General features: G+C 38.0%; 13 protein-coding genes. 8 read left to right on the forward strand and 5 right to left on the reverse strand.

Annotation, left to right across the window (positions count from 1 at the left end):
- Nucleotides 1-111: 111 nt before the first annotated feature.
- Nucleotides 112-522 (reverse strand): hypothetical protein, encoded by a 411-nt coding sequence (locus EZY12_26995; protein QSX70993.1) that lies wholly within the window; start codon nucleotides 520-522, stop codon nucleotides 112-114.
- 316 nt (nucleotides 523-838) lie between these two features.
- On the opposite strand from EZY12_26995, the gene EZY12_27000 reads away from it, so the two are divergent.
- A complete protein-coding gene (locus tag EZY12_27000) occupies nucleotides 839-5,065 on the forward strand; it encodes a hypothetical protein (protein QSX70994.1) in 4,227 nt (1,408 codons plus the stop codon).
- Between the two features lie 72 nt (nucleotides 5,066-5,137).
- On the opposite strand, the gene holA is transcribed toward EZY12_27000, so the two are convergent.
- Together holA and dnaX are read right to left on the reverse strand one after the other, a co-directional pair.
- Nucleotides 5,138-6,133, reverse strand: a complete 996-nt coding sequence (holA, locus tag EZY12_27005) for a DNA polymerase III subunit delta (GenBank protein ID QSX70995.1) — start codon at nucleotides 6,131-6,133, stop codon at nucleotides 5,138-5,140.
- A complete protein-coding gene (dnaX, locus tag EZY12_27010; GenBank protein ID QSX70996.1) occupies nucleotides 6,130-7,629 on the reverse strand; it encodes a DNA polymerase III subunit gamma/tau in 1,500 nt (499 codons plus the stop codon). Before dnaX ends, holA begins: the two co-directional genes overlap by 4 nt.
- A gap of 1,283 nt (nucleotides 7,630-8,912) precedes the next feature.
- Here dnaX and EZY12_27015 point away from each other — a divergent pair.
- From EZY12_27015 to EZY12_27035, 5 genes are all read left to right on the forward strand, one after another.
- On the forward strand, nucleotides 8,913-10,457 hold the full coding sequence (locus EZY12_27015; protein QSX70997.1) for a reverse transcriptase N-terminal domain-containing protein: 1,545 nt from the start codon (nucleotides 8,913-8,915) through the stop codon (nucleotides 10,455-10,457).
- Nucleotides 10,458-11,095: 638 nt separating this feature from the next.
- Nucleotides 11,096-12,640: a reverse transcriptase N-terminal domain-containing protein gene (locus tag EZY12_27020; GenBank protein ID QSX70998.1), complete on the forward strand. Its 1,545-nt coding sequence runs from the start codon at nucleotides 11,096-11,098 to the stop codon at nucleotides 12,638-12,640.
- Nucleotides 12,641-12,733: 93 nt separating this feature from the next.
- Complete coding sequence (locus EZY12_27025) at nucleotides 12,734-13,849, forward strand: RRXRR domain-containing protein (GenBank protein ID QSX70999.1); 1,116 nt, start codon at nucleotides 12,734-12,736, stop codon at nucleotides 13,847-13,849.
- Between the two features lie 28 nt (nucleotides 13,850-13,877).
- Nucleotides 13,878-14,102 (forward strand): helix-turn-helix transcriptional regulator, encoded by a 225-nt coding sequence (locus tag EZY12_27030; protein ID QSX71000.1) that lies wholly within the window; start codon nucleotides 13,878-13,880, stop codon nucleotides 14,100-14,102.
- Between the two features lie 197 nt (nucleotides 14,103-14,299).
- Nucleotides 14,300-14,920, forward strand: coding sequence for a hypothetical protein (locus EZY12_27035; GenBank protein QSX71001.1), 621 nt, complete (start codon nucleotides 14,300-14,302; stop codon nucleotides 14,918-14,920).
- Between the two features lie 168 nt (nucleotides 14,921-15,088).
- Here the strand turns inward: EZY12_27035 and EZY12_27040 are convergent, their stop codons facing one another.
- Together EZY12_27040 and EZY12_27045 are read right to left on the reverse strand one after the other, a co-directional pair.
- Nucleotides 15,089-15,535: a type II toxin-antitoxin system VapC family toxin gene (locus tag EZY12_27040; GenBank protein ID QSX71002.1), complete on the reverse strand. Its 447-nt coding sequence runs from the start codon at nucleotides 15,533-15,535 to the stop codon at nucleotides 15,089-15,091.
- Nucleotides 15,532-15,777: a hypothetical protein gene (locus tag EZY12_27045; GenBank protein ID QSX71003.1), complete on the reverse strand. Its 246-nt coding sequence runs from the start codon at nucleotides 15,775-15,777 to the stop codon at nucleotides 15,532-15,534. The genes EZY12_27040 and EZY12_27045 overlap by 4 nt, the downstream gene beginning before the upstream one ends.
- Before the next feature lie 273 nt (nucleotides 15,778-16,050).
- On the opposite strand from EZY12_27045, the gene EZY12_27050 reads away from it, so the two are divergent.
- Both EZY12_27050 and EZY12_27055 read left to right on the forward strand, forming a co-directional pair.
- Nucleotides 16,051-17,160 carry an AAA family ATPase gene (locus EZY12_27050; GenBank protein QSX71004.1) on the forward strand — a complete coding sequence of 370 codons (1,110 nt, stop codon included), beginning with the start codon at nucleotides 16,051-16,053 and terminating at the stop codon, nucleotides 17,158-17,160.
- Between the two features lie 43 nt (nucleotides 17,161-17,203).
- On the forward strand, nucleotides 17,204-17,359 hold the full coding sequence (locus tag EZY12_27055; GenBank protein ID QSX71005.1) for a hypothetical protein: 156 nt from the start codon (nucleotides 17,204-17,206) through the stop codon (nucleotides 17,357-17,359).
- Nucleotides 17,360-17,425 lie beyond the last annotated feature (66 nt).

A 17,425-nucleotide genomic window follows, 5' to 3' on the forward strand; every position in this document is an offset into this window, starting at 1 on the left:
TAGAAAATTATCATCTGGCAAAGATTTTACTCTCTGAAGGATGTTTGTAACGGGGGTGATTAATGGTTGAATATAAATAGTTAAACTAATAGATTTATATTTCATTTGGTGTTATTCGTCATCTTTATCTAGATCCAGGCTTTCGTCAAGTTTGACTCCGAATGGTAGGGGATCAAAGCCTAAGTTTTCTAGAGTTAAAATTGCTGTTTCAATTGATAAGTTGTTGATTGTTTCTTGATTTACTAGGGATGTAAGTAATTCACAAACTCCCTGGTATTGACTGGCATTATAGTCAATCCAACGGTTAGAATATGCCAGTGCATCATGTAATGCCATTACCACTTCTGTATAGGGGTCAAAAGGTAATTTATCACGCATATTTCGCATAGTCCGCAGTAGGTTATCTGCATAAATAGATGCTATTGGTTCTCCAGAGCAAGAGGAGAGTTTTTGGAAATCTATTAAGATAGATTTGGTAATTTCTATTCCTGAAATTTCTAAGACAGTCTGCTCAATATTCATTATATTTCTGCAATAATTCTTGAGGGTTTAAGTTAGCTATTGCTTTCTATTTTAATACATATTTATCTCTGCTGTAGTTGGGGGTATTCATAGTGGTGTTTTTTTAAACTTTGCCCTCACAAATCCCCCAGTGAGGGAGTGTGATAATAAGTTAGAATCGGTAAGTGATGCTCTGGTATCAAAAACAAGAATATGAATGTTACAGGACTTTACTATAAATTTCAATTGGTACTGATACTTTGTAGGATAAAGCACTGTTTTACAAATTGATGTAAAATTAAATCTAGTGATGTTTAAAAATTAAATTATAGAAATAATGTATAATTGGAAACGCTTTTGGTGTATAAATACGGAAAATATCAGGCTTCACTATGGTGGATTTTTAGAAGATTCAGAATCAGAATATGGTCATAATCCTGATGTTGTACCATTTAATTCTATATCCCATATTCCTTGTTTAGTATTATTGGGTGAGCCAGGTATTGGTAAAACAACAGCAATTAATCAAGCATTTAATGAACTAAACACAGAATTGGAAACATCTGAAGATGATTGTTTATTTTTTAATCTAGGTGATTTTGACTCAAATCAAGATTTATTGAATGGAATATTTCAAAGCAATAAATTTATTAAATGGCTCAATGGAAGTTATAAGTTACATCTTTTTTTAGATAGTTTAGATGAAGGCTTATTATCTGTCAAAACGATTATTAGGTTTTTATGTAAGCATATAGATAATGTTCCTATTGAACGCCTTTATTTTCGGATAACTTGTAGAACTTCTGTATGGTTAGAAAGTATTTCCTTTGAACAAAAATTAAAAGAAAAATGGAAAGAAGATAATACAAAAATATATGAACTTGCTCCTTTGCGTAGAGTAGATGTTATTGAAGTAGCGAAGGCAAAAAGCATCAATCATGAATTATTTATACAAGAAATTTTAGATAAAGAAGTTACCCCACTCGCTATTAATCCAATCACATTAAAGTTTTTAACTGATACTTACCTAAAAAATGGAAACTTTCCTGATTCCAAAAAAGAATTATACAAACAGGGTTTACTTCAATTATGTGTAGAGAACAATGAAGATCGTCAAGCAGCAAGGTATCGAGGTAGTTTAAGTTCTGATCAACGTTTGATTATAGCAGGTCGTATTGCAGCCATTTTACTTTTAGCTAGAAAAACTGCTATGTGGACAAGTAGAGAAATGGTAGAAATGCCTAACTCAGACATAGCTATTCCAGATTTATGTGTAGGTAAAGAAATCATTAATCAGCAAGAATTTCCAGTTACAGAAAATGATATCAGAGATGAAGTTTTATCTATTACAGGATTATTTTCTTCTCGTGGTAGTAACAGAATGGGATTTGCTCATCAAACCTACGCTGAATTTTTGGCAGCATGGTATTTAAATAAGCGTAAGATACCTCTAGTTCAAGTAATGAGTTTAATTGTTTCTCAAGGAGATCCAGAATCTAAATTAATTCCTCAACTTCATGAAACTGCTGCTTGGTTAGCAAGTATGAGAACTGATTGTCTTGAAGAAATTATCAAAACAGATCCAGATGTACTTTTAAGAAGTGACATTCCAACAAATGGAGAAATCAGAGAAAAAATAGTTGATAGTTTACTGAAAAATTACAATGATGAAAAACTGTTACATCGAGATTTTAATAACTATTTTAATTATAAAAAACTTCAACATCCCAGATTACCTGAACAACTACGTCCGTATATTCAAGATTCTAGCAAGTCATTGGCAGCAAGATATGAAGCAATAGACATTGCTGAAATATGTGAATTAGATGAGCTTCAAGAAGATTTAGTAATTTTAGCATTGGACTCATCTCAATCTATATACTTAAGAGTTAATGCTGTAAACGCTCTTTGTTCAATTGGTAATTCAGAGACAAAATTAAAGTTAAAACCTTTAGCTCTTAGTAATCTTGAAGAAGATGAAAATGATGAAATTAAAGGATATAGTTTAGAAGCTATTTTTCCCGAACATTTAACGGCAGAAGAGTTATTTCATGCTATTACTCTACCTAAGAGAGTAAATTACTTTGGTGGTTATCAGAGTTTTCTTGATGATAAACTTACTTTAAAACTTCAACCTAATGATTTATTGATAGCTCTAAATTGGCTTGAGAATAAAGGGTTAAGATACTCTTTAGATTTAGATTTAGATTTAGATTCATTTGAAAGGCTTAGTAATAAAATTTTGTTAAAGGCATGGAAAAATTTTTCTATTCCTGGAATTGCAAAGAGTTTTGCAAAAATAGCCTTAATAAAATGGAAAGTATACCAGAGATTAATAACTCAAAGTGAGTATAATTTTGAATTACAACTTTCACAGGATAGTCAAAAAAGAAGAATATTGCTTGAAAATATAGTTTTAGTGATTTCTGATCACACAAAGAAGTCCAAATTATCCCAAGGCTATTTCCAAGAAAATATTCTCTTAAATCAAAATATATTTTGGATATTGGATAAACTGCAAAATACGAAATGTGAGGAAGTGCAAAGAAATTGGGTACAACTAATTGAATGGATTTTTAACCGTCAAGATGCAAAACAAATAGATGCTATTTTAACAGCTACTCAAACTAATGAAATTCTACGCAATCATTTTATATCTTACTTTGAGCCTGTTGAGTTAAATTCAGATCAAGCTGATAAGACGAAAGCTAATAATAAAATGTTGGAAAATTGGAAAGAATACTGGAAAAATGAGCAAGAAGAACCTCCACTACTAGAGCAACCACCAAAAGAGAGAGTTATTATATTTTTGGAGAGTTTAGAGTCTGGAAATTTATCGGCTTGGTCAGAAATAAATATGGAAATGAATTTAACACCATATAGTAGATATTCTAATTCATTATTAGAATATGATTTAACTAAACTTCCAGGTTGGAAAGAAGCAGATATATCTACTCGAATAAGAATTATTGATAGTGCTAAGAAATATCTTTTAGAACAAAATGAAGTTGATTATGACTGGATAGGTACAAACAGTTATAATAGATTAGCGTTGGCTGGTTGTAGAGCGTTATTGTTACTATTGAAAGAATTACCAGAATTTTTGAATACCATTACAGATGAAATCTGGCAAAGATGGACACCTGTTATAGTAGGCTACCCAAATATTTACAGAGAAGATTATTACTTGGAATTGGTTAGACAAACATATATAAAAGCTCCCACTGAAACTATTAGCACACTAATTTTAATAATTGATAAAGAGAATAAAGAAGATAGTAATTTTTTTGATATTAATAAATTTTATAAATGCTGGGATAATAATTTTAATTCTGTAATTTTAGAAAAAATCAAAAATGATAAATCACTTAAACCAAATATTATTGAACGATTGATTAAAGAAATTGTAAAACATGAATTTCAAGAAGTTAAAGAATTTGCTAAGAGTCTAATTTATTATCCACTACCTTCAGAACCTGAAGAATATGAAAGGACTTTACTAGCTGCTAGAGTTTTAATTGGAAATGCTGGTTCTAATGACTGGTCATTAATTTGGTCAATTATTCAACAAAATACAGAATTTGGACGTAAGACTTTTGAAGCAGTTGCTAATCGTCCTTCATTTGGTATTAACTTAAATATTACTGAAGCACAACTAGCAGATTTATATATTTGGATGATTCAGCAATATTCACCTCATGAAGATCCTGTTTATGAAGGTGTTCATCAGATAACAAATAGAGAACGAGTAAGTGATTTTAGAAACAGTATTTTAACTCAACTCAAGGAAAGAGGAACATCTCAATCTTGCTTAGAAATTCAACGAATTAGTAAGGAATTACCTGAATTAACATGGATGAACAGAGTATTAGTAGAAGCTCAAACTATAAGAAGACGTGAAGAATGGAATCGGAATCCTCCCAATTCATCTGAAATTTTTGAACTTATTAGCAATACAGAAAAGCGTTTTGTTCAAGATGGTAATGAACTTTTAAATGTCCTTGCTGAATCGTTGAAAACATTGGAGAAAGAACTACAAGGTGAAACACCATCTGCTATATTCCTTTGGGATAAAGTAGGGGATAATAGCTATAAACCAAAGGACGAAAATACATTTTCTGATTATGTAAAACTCCATCTTGAAAGGGATTTAAAATCTAGAGGTGTTATTATTAATAGAGAAGTAGAGCTAAGACGAAAGCAAGGAGGAAGTAAAGGAGAAAGAACAGACATTCACGTAGATGCTGTCATTGAAATAAATGGAGAAGTATTAGATCAAATAACGGTTATCATTGAAGTAAAAGGTAGTTGGAATGATGAGTTAGATATTGCAATGGAAGAACAACTGGTTAATCGCTATTTAAAAGATAATACTTGTCAACATGGTATGTACTTAGTTGGTTGGTTTAATTGTGAACAGTGGGATAAAAGTGATTATAGAAAAGGAAAATCACCAAAAATCAGTATTTATGAAGCAAGAGAAAAGTTTGAAAAACAAGCTGAACAATTATCACAATTAGGTGTTAAAGTTAAATCCTTTGTACTCAATACAGCACTTCGGTAGCTAAATTTGGATTTTAGACAGACATCAAACATCCAACCTAAAATCCAAAATTATCCCTCAACTTCCTCCTGATTAAACTACCTGAAACAACCTACAAACACCAAGAATCACTACCAATAAATCCCCACCATCACCACCCCTCTTAATAGACATCTCTACATCCAAAATCATAGTCACCGCTTTAGCCAAAGCATTGATACTTGTATTTGCTACCTCCTGACGCAAATAGTAAATACGATGAGGATTACTAATATTACAAAGTTGAGCTAATTCACCATCCTTCTTCACCCCAGAAACAATCGCCGATTTCACCCATAACCAAGTTCTAAACTGCGTTAAAATAGTGCTGACAATCACCATTAAAGGTTGACAACGAGACAGTAAATCATCCAACAACTGCAAAACTTGATGGCTTTTTCCTTCACGCATAGCCGCAGCCAATTGTAGGCTATTCTGAGTTTGACATGGAACTAACTCCTGTACCTCCGCAAGCTCTAATTTTCTACCCTGAGCATAGATATCCAGTTTGCGTAACTCAGAAGCTGCACGGGTCATATCATTACCAATAGCTTGTGCTAAATATGTCACTGCATCCTCTGACAACAGCAGTTTAATTTTCTGAGTTGTAACAGCATTATCCGTGGTGTTCGTGTAGAGTTTTGCAGCAAGGGAAACTATCGCCTGTTCAATCAAATCATACCGCCAAGGTGGTATCAACGCAAACTCCAACAACTTCCCATACTTGACCAGATGCTTGTAAACCTTTAGCCGCTTATCTACATTAGTCGCCACAAACACCAACATTGTCGAATTAGGCAATTGCACCAACTGTTGCAAAGTGGCCAACTCAGGATCACCCCACTGCTTGAGGTGGCAATTTTCCACAATTACCAGTTTTTTACCACCAGTCAGGGAACGAGTCCGAGCCACACTCAAAGCTTTGTCAAGCTGAACAGCCGGAAATCGGTGATAGCATAGAGTCAGCCATTGAGAATCAATCTCTGCTTTGTACTGGTTTAGCTGTTCTTGAATAGCGTATTCATCATCACCCGTGAGCAAAACAATCATCCTCTGACCCTCCCATTATTACTGAGATTGGCAGTTTTAATCAACACAGTCAGAGGTTTTGGACTTTGAGTAGCTCGTTGCAGCATTTTAGCGATCGCTTCTTTGCTATTCTCAAACTTTTGCAGGTAAGCTGGTGTCACCTCTAAAATTGCCTTAGACCCTTGCAATTTCACCAGATTTGCATGAGCCAACAGCTTTTGATGGTTCGGTTTAGCCTTATCCATCACCTGCTGCCATATTTGCGCTAAATTAGTGGTATTGGTGGCAACTGCTGGTAACAAGCTATCTTTACCTGGATCATCCACAGGTTTATCAGTTACCTTGTTGATGGTGTACGTGCCATAAGTTGGTAACAATTTGCCATCATGCCCAGGTTTCACATTTACCGTCTTCGTTGCACCCCCAGGCAATAAACCGGGCAGCAAATTGAGTAAACAAACCTCCAGCCACACCGCTGCATTGACCGTATACCGCAGATAATTTTCCGCTTTTTGTAACTCTGCTAAGGACAAATTCAGAGTCTCGAAATTCCAGTGTTTGGCAAAAGCTTTGAGTTGAGTATAACTGATACAACCAGTCAGTAAAGCTTGTTCCTTGGGTGCAGACTTGATAATCAGTAAATCTCGGTATGTTTGCAGTAAATTTGAGATAATCAATTTGGGCGGTTTCCCAGAGTCTACCAAAACTCTAGCGACTTGCAGTAAGTTAAAAGTGTTGTTGGTAGAGATGGCCTGTAAAATAGCCACTAGCTCTGCTTCTGTGACACCACCAACGATTTCCATGACATGATGGGCAGTGATATCTACATCTAAAAGACTGGCTTGACCGAGTAATTGCAGGGCATCTCGTAAACCACCATCACTCAGTCGAGCGATCGCATTTAATGCCTCTTCATTAATAGAAATAGATTCCGCATCTGCTATAATACGGAGATGCTGCACAATTGTTTGAATTGATAAAGTGCGGAAATTAAACACCTGACAACGGCTGACAATGGTAGGTAAAACCTTGTGCTGTTCTGTGGTGCAGAGAATGAAAACCACATGAGGTGGTGGTTCTTCAATACACTTGAGTAAAGCATTGAAGGCATTACCGGTTAGGCAGTGACATTCATCTAAAATAAAAATTCGATAACGTCCGGCTATTGGTGCTAAAGTACAGCGTTCAATTAAAGCACGGGCATCATCTACACCATTATTTGAAGCAGCATCAATTTCACTCACATCTAAACTATTGCTACTTTCAATTGAACGACAAGATTGACAAATTCCACAAGGTTTATCAGTTGGTTTTTTAGTATTGAGGCAATTCAGAGATTTGGCAAATATGCGTGCAGTTGAAGTTTTACCTGTACCTCTAGAACCTGTTAATAAATAAGCTGGGGCAATTTGCAGGTGTTTGATAGCATTAGTGAGAGCAGTTTTAATGTAGGGTTGTCCAACCAATTCGGCTAAAGTTTGGGGGCGATATTTTTGATGTAGAGCGACTGTAGACATAGGATTTATTCATCTTAATTCGTCGCTCTTGCCCCTGTTAAGGGGGTGAAATTTTAGTTAAAATTTGCACTGATTTTCATATTGATGAGGTACAGCAACCAAAGTGTGTAAACCTGTTTTTTAACTAATATGATTTATCGTCATTTTGTTGAAAGTAAGTCGGCGTTAAAAAATCAACATAAGTAACAAGTTATAAATTCACCCCTTGGAGAATCTTTGCTATTCCTGTTCTTAGTTGACTGCTGACATCTGACATCTTACCCCAAACCTAATTAAACTTAGTTAACTGTACTGATGAAGAAGTTTAACAAAGAATTTGACAATTTAATATAGCTTTCTGTTTTCAAGTTCCTCTATTCCCTATAGCCTTAATATGCGGTCTTTCTGGCAACAAACATGATATCAAGGGGTTTATGGTTGCCTTTTGTATGTTCAATTTTTGGCAGTGTTAACTAACTAGCGTTAATAATCTCATGCTATACTAATGATAGCAATTAATTTGTCAATAACTCAGCCCTAAAGGGACTGAGCTTGTAAGAAATCAAGACTTACGTGTTTGACTAGCTCATTGAGACGCAATTTGGTACGAACTTCCGAATACTTCTCTAGTATGGCTTACGCCACGCTACGCTATCGGATTATCTTCAAGCTATCTTGTAATAGCGTTGGTTAAAGCCAAGACATCTTGATTGCGTTGAGCGAAGGGACATTAAACTTTACTCGAAGGATTAGTGCGATTCGTTGTTAGCTGAATCACGGTATCCAGCCCGTACATAAGCTAACCAACCCAATCTAGCAATAGAAGAAGGTTGAACTCTCGGTCTGATATGGGTGCAAGTCCCATCTGCCAGACTCAGGTATGACTCCCTATCTGCCTACGATGACCCGACTCGGCTTCGGGAGGTCGAAGCTAGGAACAGGACGCAATCAGACATCCGTTGTGGGGTGACACTGGCGTTAATGGGGAGTTCCCACGGTGAAACAGAGCCTGGAAAAGCAACTTATCGAGAGGCGGGACACAATACAAAAAACCCGACCTCATTGGAGTTAATTCCCGCCGCATCTTAGTCCCATAGCGGTACGAGTCCAGGGATTCCAGTGGTTGAAATGGCTACACCTAACGGAACTAATAATCAACCGAGGGAACGAATAAAAACGGATTGAGGGTCTAAGGGCGGTCGAACCCTACAAGTAGGCTGGACGAGCAGCGGAATTCCCTCAATCCGGGTAGGACAGACCGTAATTGGTCTGAGGTGTTCAGAATACACAAACTGGAGCAGAGCATGATTGGACACAGAGACAACTCTAGTGAATCTTGGAAGACCTTACCCTGGAAGAAATTCCGCCGTAACTTATTCCGCCTACAAAAACGAGTGTACAAAGCGGTTCAAGTTGGAGACAAGCGCAAAGCTAAGTCCCTACAAAAGCTGATTCTGAAATCAACCGCAGCGAGATTAATGGCTATCCGTCAAGTAACACAGCTAAACGCTGGTAAAAAGACCGCAGGAATTGATGGCAAAAAGTCCCTTACCTTTAAGGAACGCTTTGAGCTTAATGAACTGCTAAAAGCATCCGTTAGCAACTGGAAACACCAGGAACTAAGAGAAATACCCATCCCCAAAAAGGACGGTACGATGAGGATGCTGAAAATCCCTACTATTGCAGACAGAGCTTACCAATGCCTTGTCAAATACGCATTAGAACCAGCGCACGAGGCAACCTTCCATGCTAGGAGCTACGGGTTTAGGACGGGACGTTCAGCGCATGACGCACAGAAAATCCTGTTCATAAACCTATGCTCTGCGCGAAATGGAATAGATAAAAGGGTTATAGAACTCGATATCGAAAAATGCTTTGATAGGATAAACCACACCGCCATCATGGATAGACTCATAGCTCCCAAGAGCATAAGACAAGGTATTTTCCGATGTCTCAAAGCCGGAGTCAACCCAGAATTTCCTGAACAGGGAACGCCTCAAGGCGGAGTGGTAAGTCCACTACTAGCTAACATCGCTTTAAACGGCATTGAAAGCATCCACAGATATAAAGATGCCGGAAGTAAAGTAATAGAACCAACAATCCGATACGCGGATGACATGGTGATAATACTCAGACCTCAAGACGATGCCACAGAAATACTTGACAAAATCAGTCAGTTTTTAGCAGAGCGGGGAATGAAAGTCAGCGAGAAAAAGACAAAGCTAACCGCCGCGACAGATGGGTTTGATTTCCTCGGCTGGAACTTTTTAGTCCAGAAAAACGGGAAGTTTAGATGCGCTCCATCAGTGGACAATTTTAAATCTTTTCGCAAGAAAGTAAAATACATCGTCAACAACTCGAATTATGGTGCTACCACAAAGGCTGAGAAATTAGCCCCTGTAGTTAGAGGCTGGAGGAATTACCACCGCTTCTGCAAGATGGACGGGTCAAGAAACTCGTTATTTCACATCCAAAACAGAGCATTTAGGGTATTCAACAAGGAAACTAAACAGAATCGCTATACCAGTAAGCAATTACTAGATAAGGCGTTTCCAGCAGTCCCTTACTCCGAAAACAAACACATCAATGTCAAAGGTGAGAAATCACCTTATGACGGAGATTTAAGTTATTGGAGCGAACGTAACAGCAAGCTCTATAACAACAATACCTCTAAAGCCCTCAAACGGCAAAGCCATAAATGTGGTCATTGTGGTCTTAAAATGCTCAATGATGAGAAGGTACACTTACATCATGTTGATGCCAATCATAACAATTGGAAACCAAACAACCTTCTAGCAATTCATGAAAGCTGCCACGATTATATTCACATGAGCAAAAACGAAAGCTAAGAACATCGGAAGCTGGGTGCAGTGAAAGCTGCACGCCCAGATTTAACAGAGAGGGGCGCGGGATAATACCCGCCCTCGACTCTACCGTGCGATTCGTTGTTAGCTGAATCACGGTATCCAGCCCGTACATAAGCTAACCAACCCAATCTAGCAATAGAAGAAGGTTGAACTCTCGGTCTGATATGGGTGCAAGTCCCATCTGCCAGACTCAGGTATGACTCCCTATCTGCCTACGATGACCCGACTCGGCTTCGGGAGGTCGAAGCTAGGAACAGGACGCAATCAGACATCCGTTGTGGGGTGACACTGGCGTTAATGGGGAGTTCCCACGGTGAAACAGAGCCTGGAAAAGCAACTTATCGAGAGGCGGGACACAATACAAAAAACCCGACCTCATTGGAGTTAATTCCCGCCGCATCTTAGTCCCATAGCGGTACGAGTCCAGGGATTCCAGTGGTTGAAATGGCTACACCTAACGGAACTAATAATCAACCGAGGGAACGAATAAAAACGGATTGAGGGTCTAAGGGCGGTCGAACCCTACAAGTAGGCTGGACGAGCAGCGGAATTCCCTCAATCCGGGTAGGACAGACCGTAATTGGTCTGAGGTGTTCAGAATACACAAACTGGAGCAGAGCATGATTGGACACAGAGACAACTCTAGTGAATCTTGGAAGACCTTACCCTGGAAGAAATTCCGCCGTAACTTATTCCGCCTACAAAAACGAGTGTACAAAGCGGTTCAAGTTGGAGACAAGCGCAAAGCTAAGTCCCTACAAAAGCTGATTCTGAAATCAACCGCAGCGAGATTAATGGCTATCCGTCAAGTAACACAGCTAAACGCTGGTAAAAAGACCGCAGGAATTGATGGCAAAAAGTCCCTTACCTTTAAGGAACGCTTTGAGCTTAATGAACTGCTAAAAGCATCCGTTAGCAACTGGAAACACCAGGAACTAAGAGAAATACCCATCCCCAAAAAGGACGGTACGATGAGGATGCTGAAAATCCCTACTATTGCAGACAGAGCTTACCAATGCCTTGTCAAATACGCATTAGAACCAGCGCACGAGGCAACCTTCCATGCTAGGAGCTACGGGTTTAGGACGGGACGTTCAGCGCATGACGCACAGAAAATCCTGTTCATAAACCTATGCTCTGCGCGAAATGGAATAGATAAAAGGGTTATAGAACTCGATATCGAAAAATGCTTTGATAGGATAAACCACACCGCCATCATGGATAGACTCATAGCTCCCAAGAGCATAAGACAAGGTATTTTCCGATGTCTCAAAGCCGGAGTCAACCCAGAATTTCCTGAACAGGGAACGCCTCAAGGCGGAGTGGTAAGTCCACTACTAGCTAACATCGCTTTAAACGGCATTGAAAGCATCCACAGATATAAAGATGCCGGAAGTAAAGTAATAGAACCAACAATCCGATACGCGGATGACATGGTGATAATACTCAGACCTCAAGACGATGCCACAGAAATACTTGACAAAATCAGTCAGTTTTTAGCAGAGCGGGGAATGAAAGTCAGCGAGAAAAAGACAAAGCTAACCGCCGCGACAGATGGGTTTGATTTCCTCGGCTGGAACTTTTTAGTCCAGAAAAACGGGAAGTTTAGATGCGCTCCATCAGTGGACAATTTTAAATCTTTTCGCAAGAAAGTAAAATACATCGTCAACAACTCGAATTATGGTGCTACCACAAAGGCTGAGAAATTAGCCCCTGTAGTTAGAGGCTGGAGGAATTACCACCGCTTCTGCAAGATGGACGGGTCAAGAAACTCGTTATTTCACATCCAAAACAGAGCATTTAGGGTATTCAACAAGGAAACTAAACAGAATCGCTATACCAGTAAGCAATTACTAGATAAGGCGTTTCCAGCAGTCCCTTACTCCGAAAACAAACACATCAATGTCAAAGGTGAGAAATCACCTTATGACGGAGATTTAAGTTATTGGAGCGAACGTAACAGCAAGCTCTATAACAACAATACCTCTAAAGCCCTCAAACGGCAAAGCCATAAATGTGGTCATTGTGGTCTTAAAATGCTCAATGATGAGAAGGTACACTTACATCATGTTGATGCCAATCATAACAATTGGAAACCAAACAACCTTCTAGCAATTCATGAAAGCTGCCACGATTATATTCACATGAGCAAAAACGAAAGCTAAGAACATCGGAAGCTGGGTGCAGTGAAAGCTGCACGCCCAGATTTAACAGAGAGGGGCGCGGGATAATACCCGCCCTCGACTCTACCTCTCTTTATGCGAGTACCCGTAATTTCAGTAGACAATACGCCATTAATGCCAACTAAACCTAGTCGAGCAAGACGATGGATCAAATGCGGTAAAGCAATCGGCAAATTCGATAAACTTGGCATTTTCTATGTCCAGTTATTAGCCGAATCAAGTAATACTGAAACGCAAGAAATAGTTCTTGGTTTAGACCCTGGTAAACTCTTTTCAGGTATAGCGGTTCAGTCCAAAAAGTTCACCTTGCAAATGTTGCATTTAGTTTTGCCTTTCAAAACGGTCAAAGACCGAATGGATCAACGATCAATGATGCGGCGTAATAGGCGAGGAAGGCGAATTAATAGAAAGCTATCATTCAACAAACGCAATCATCGTCAAGCAAGATTTGATAATCGTCGTGGCTCAAAGTTGCCTCCAAGTATTAGAGCAAACAAAGACTTGGAATATCGAGTAATTAGTTTACTCCTCCAACTTTACCCAATAAAAACAATTGTTATTGAAGAGGTTGAAGCACCAGGTAATAAAGGCTTTAGCCCCGTCATGGTTGGACAGAGATACCAAATTGTCCGACTATCAAAACTTACAAATGTCGTTTTAAAGAAGGGATGGGAAACCTCAAACCTTCGTAAGCATCTGGGATTGCATAAAGAAAAATCCGATAAATCTTTACAAATACCAGAAACACACGCTGTTGATGCAGTAACGTTAGCCTGTTCTGAATTTGTTAAATACCAGTCGTGGGAAGGATCTAAAAATCATGGTGCGTCCTGGACAGGAGAGGTTGATACCACAGAGTCTCAATTCACTATTGTGCGTCGTCCTCCAATTAGTCGTAGACAATTACATTTGATGACTTTTAGTAAAGGTGGTAATCGTCGGAAATATGGAGGCACTACAACTCGTCATGGCTTTAGAAAAGGTGACTTTGTGGAAGCCACTCAAGGAAGTAAAACTTTCTTTGGTTGGGTTAGCGGAGATACTGAAAAAGCAGTCTCTGTTAGTGACGCTAATTGGAAAAGATTAGGACAATGCACTGTTAAAAAAGTTAAGTTGATTCGACGATCAACAAGTCTAATTATTACGGCGGTTAAAACCGCCCGTGTCGCTTCCCTCTCAGCACTAAAATGACTGAGTTTCCCGCTTACCGCGAGGTCTTATGAAAAAAATTTACGTCTCCAAAGTCGCCCAACTGCGAAAACAAAAAAATCTGACTCAGCGCCAACTAGCTGATTTAGTTGGTGTTGACCCCTCAACTGTTCGTAACTGGGAGCGAGATCGAGGAGGGATCGAAACCTTCGTGAAACTAGCCAAACTTTGTAAAACACTGGATTGCACTATTGAAGATTTGTTTGAAGCGCAAAGGGTCAAGGAGGATGATTAACTTTTTACCTGTTAATTTTATTACCTGTATTGCCGGTCATCAATTAGAGCGATTGCGCTTCCTACAGTTCTGGAGGCGATCTTTGCCAACAAATGTGATTGCTTTTGGCTCTTTGGTACTTTCAGAATCCACTCCGAGTCTAAGCGCCATCGCTAAATCCCTAAAGATGCGCGGGTTATGGCATTTTACTAGAGCATATGGACAATACCCCTAGTAAAAATAGGGAACAGTTAGAGATATCCCCTAGTAAAAATCGCCGACGAAAGGGCGATGGTAACGGGTTTATTTATTGGCGCACCGTCACCAAGAATGGTAAAGATTACCAACAGGCTTATTATCACTGGAAAGAACACGGTCAGAAAAAGACTAGATACATACCTAACAAATTACTGGGGGATATTCAAGAAGCTGAGGCTGCTAAACGTCCAGTTCCAGAAATTCTGCTTCTTTTAGGCATTTCTGTAACCCCTAGTAACAACAGCCCTAGTAATTTACTAGGGGATATCCCATTAAGCCCTAGTAATTCCGATATCTCCCCTAGTAATAACAGCCCTAGTAATTTACTAGGGGATATCCAGTTAAGCCCTAGTAATTCCGATATCTTCCCTAGTAATAACAGCCCTAGTAATTTACTAGGGGATATCCAGTTAAGCCCTAGTAATTCTGATATCGCCCCTAGTAATGACAGCCCTAGTAAAATGCGGCGGCATAAAGGAGAGGGGAGCGGTAACATTCACTGGCGCACATTACCAAAAAAGGCAAGGATTATCCACAGGCTTATTATCATTTTGAGTTTTGGACTCAAGGCGATCGCTTAGTAAAATCTTCTAAGTACATTCCTAAGCGGTTAATACATCGAGTTGAACAGTTAGAGCAAGAAAAAGCACCCGTTAAAGACATTTTGCAAGTCTTGGGTGTAGAATTGTAGCCCGAATCACGATTTGCAAGATTAAAGGATTTACAGGATAATTGCATTCACAATATTCTTAGCCATTAATATTTTGAGGATGAATAATCGTAATTTCGGGAACAGCTATAAAATCTTTGGGGTTTAAAGTTAAAATATGACTGATATTATGAGCAAGCATCACGGCTAATATGTGTATATCGTGAGTGCGTTTACCAGAAATATTATATGTTGTTACTAAGTTCAACCAAATAGAAAATACATCTGGTGTTTCTTCTAGAAAATCAAATTGATTTATTAACATCTGTACTGCTTGAGTTGTTTGGTCTACAGTCCATCCTAATCCATTGACATTAACAGGACGAGTAGCAACAACCCAAAATTCAATGATTACTTGAGAGGTAATAAAACATTGACTACCTTGTAATAAAATTTGAGAAATAGCATTGCTTATCAGGTTATATTCCAGAGATTGGGAATTTGTAAATCTAAGAATAATATTGGTATCAAGTAAATAGCTTTTCATATGCCTCTATCATCATAAATATTTTCTCGACGCAGTGCTTCATCCGATAGGGTAATACTACTTTGAGGAAACTGAGATAACCATTCTTGAAACTTTGTGGCTTTTTCTGTTGAGGTTAAATTTTGTTGTTCTGCTGCTGGAATAATGTTTCTATGAGAAAGTTTAGACAGAAAAAGTTTCTGATCTTCGGGAGTTAATTTAGAAACAATTTCTACAAGGGAGTCAACAAGTTGTACATTCATAATTATCTATGTTGTTTACTAGGTTGTAGTTAATATTTCACTCTATATCAATTATAAACCTAAATTGTCAGAATCACGATCACCAGGATTATAGGATTTACAGGATTGTTATTTGATGGTTGTAGGAGTTAATTTTTTATGTCTCATTTTACAACTATCAAGCTACAAATTAAAAACGGTGAAGTGCTGCATCAAGTTTTGCAAGAATGAACCTATAATTGGTATATCCCTTCAAAAAGTTTTTCACTTGCCATTCCGTAAAATTATTTGATTATGCTCCAAAGACTATATGTACACAACTTCAGATGTTTAGAAAATTTTGAACTGACCATGAAGGAGATGTCATCTGCTCTCTTGATTGGAAAAAATGGTACAGGTAAATCAACTATTGCAACTGCATTAGAGGTATTTCAATCTATTGGTAGAGGTATAAATAGAGTTGGTCAACTTGTAAAGTCTAAAGATTTTACTCGTGGCAGGTATGATGTTCCCATTCGCTTGGAAATAGAAGTATTACTTGAGGAGAAATTATATAAATATATCCTGGTCTTGGAGTTGCCAGAAAAATGTAAAGAACTGCGAGTTTTTGAAGAACAACTTTTAGTTGCAGGAAATCGAATTTACTCTCGTAAAGAAGCACAAGTTACTCTTTGTAGTAGTTCACAAAATCGTGAATCTCAGTTTTTAGTAGATTGGCATTTAGTAGCTCTTCCAGTCATTCAAGAGCAATCAGAAACAGATCCACTTCATACTTTCAAAAATTGGCTGGCTCATATAATTATTCTAGCACCAATTCCTAGTTTAATGACTGGAGATTCCCACGGAGAAACTTTACAACCAAACAGAGATGGTGCAAATATTGGAGAATGGTTCTCTGGTTTACTTGGTAGATATCCTGCGGTCTATAGAGACGTTGATAAATATTTACGGGAAGTCATGCCCGATTTTCAAGATTTTCTGAATGAACTTATTGGTAAAGACTTCAAAAGTTTAATTGTGAGATTTGCCGAAAATAATGCAACCTTGAATGTTAATTTTCAAGATTTATCTGATGGTGAAAAATGCTTTTTTCTTTGTGCTGTAGTATTAGCAGCTAATAAATTTTATGAGTCAGTTTTTTGCTTTTGGGATGAACCTGATAATTATCTCTCTATCTCAGAAGTAGGTCATTTTATCACATCTCTGAGACGTTCATTTAAGGATAGTGGCCAAATTTTAGTAACTTCTCATAATCCTGAAGTAATTAGAAAATTCTCCAATGAAAACACCTTTATCCTAGATAAAAAAAGTCAGTTAGAACCAACTTTAATTAGATTGCTTAGTGATATACCTATTACTGGTGATCTAATTAATTCTTTGATTTGTGGTGATATAGAATTATGAGTATAAATATCCTTATCAACGTCAAGAATAGTTAAATCTGCAAGTGGCAAATAATGGACAAAAGAAGATTCATTTAGATATTGGTGAATTAGGTGATATGACACAAACGAAAATTGCATTTGATGCTTCGGGAAGAATAACTTCTAGCGCTCTTCAACATCAAGAAAGTTACCGTTCCCTAGATACTCAACATCAATAGGTTAGTTCACCAATACGTGACTACACAAACGAAGTCTACCCTAACATCATATCCAATCAAATTTGG

The organism is Dolichospermum sp. DET69, assembly GCA_017355425.1.
GTDB lineage: Bacteria > Cyanobacteriota > Cyanobacteriia > Cyanobacteriales > Nostocaceae > Dolichospermum.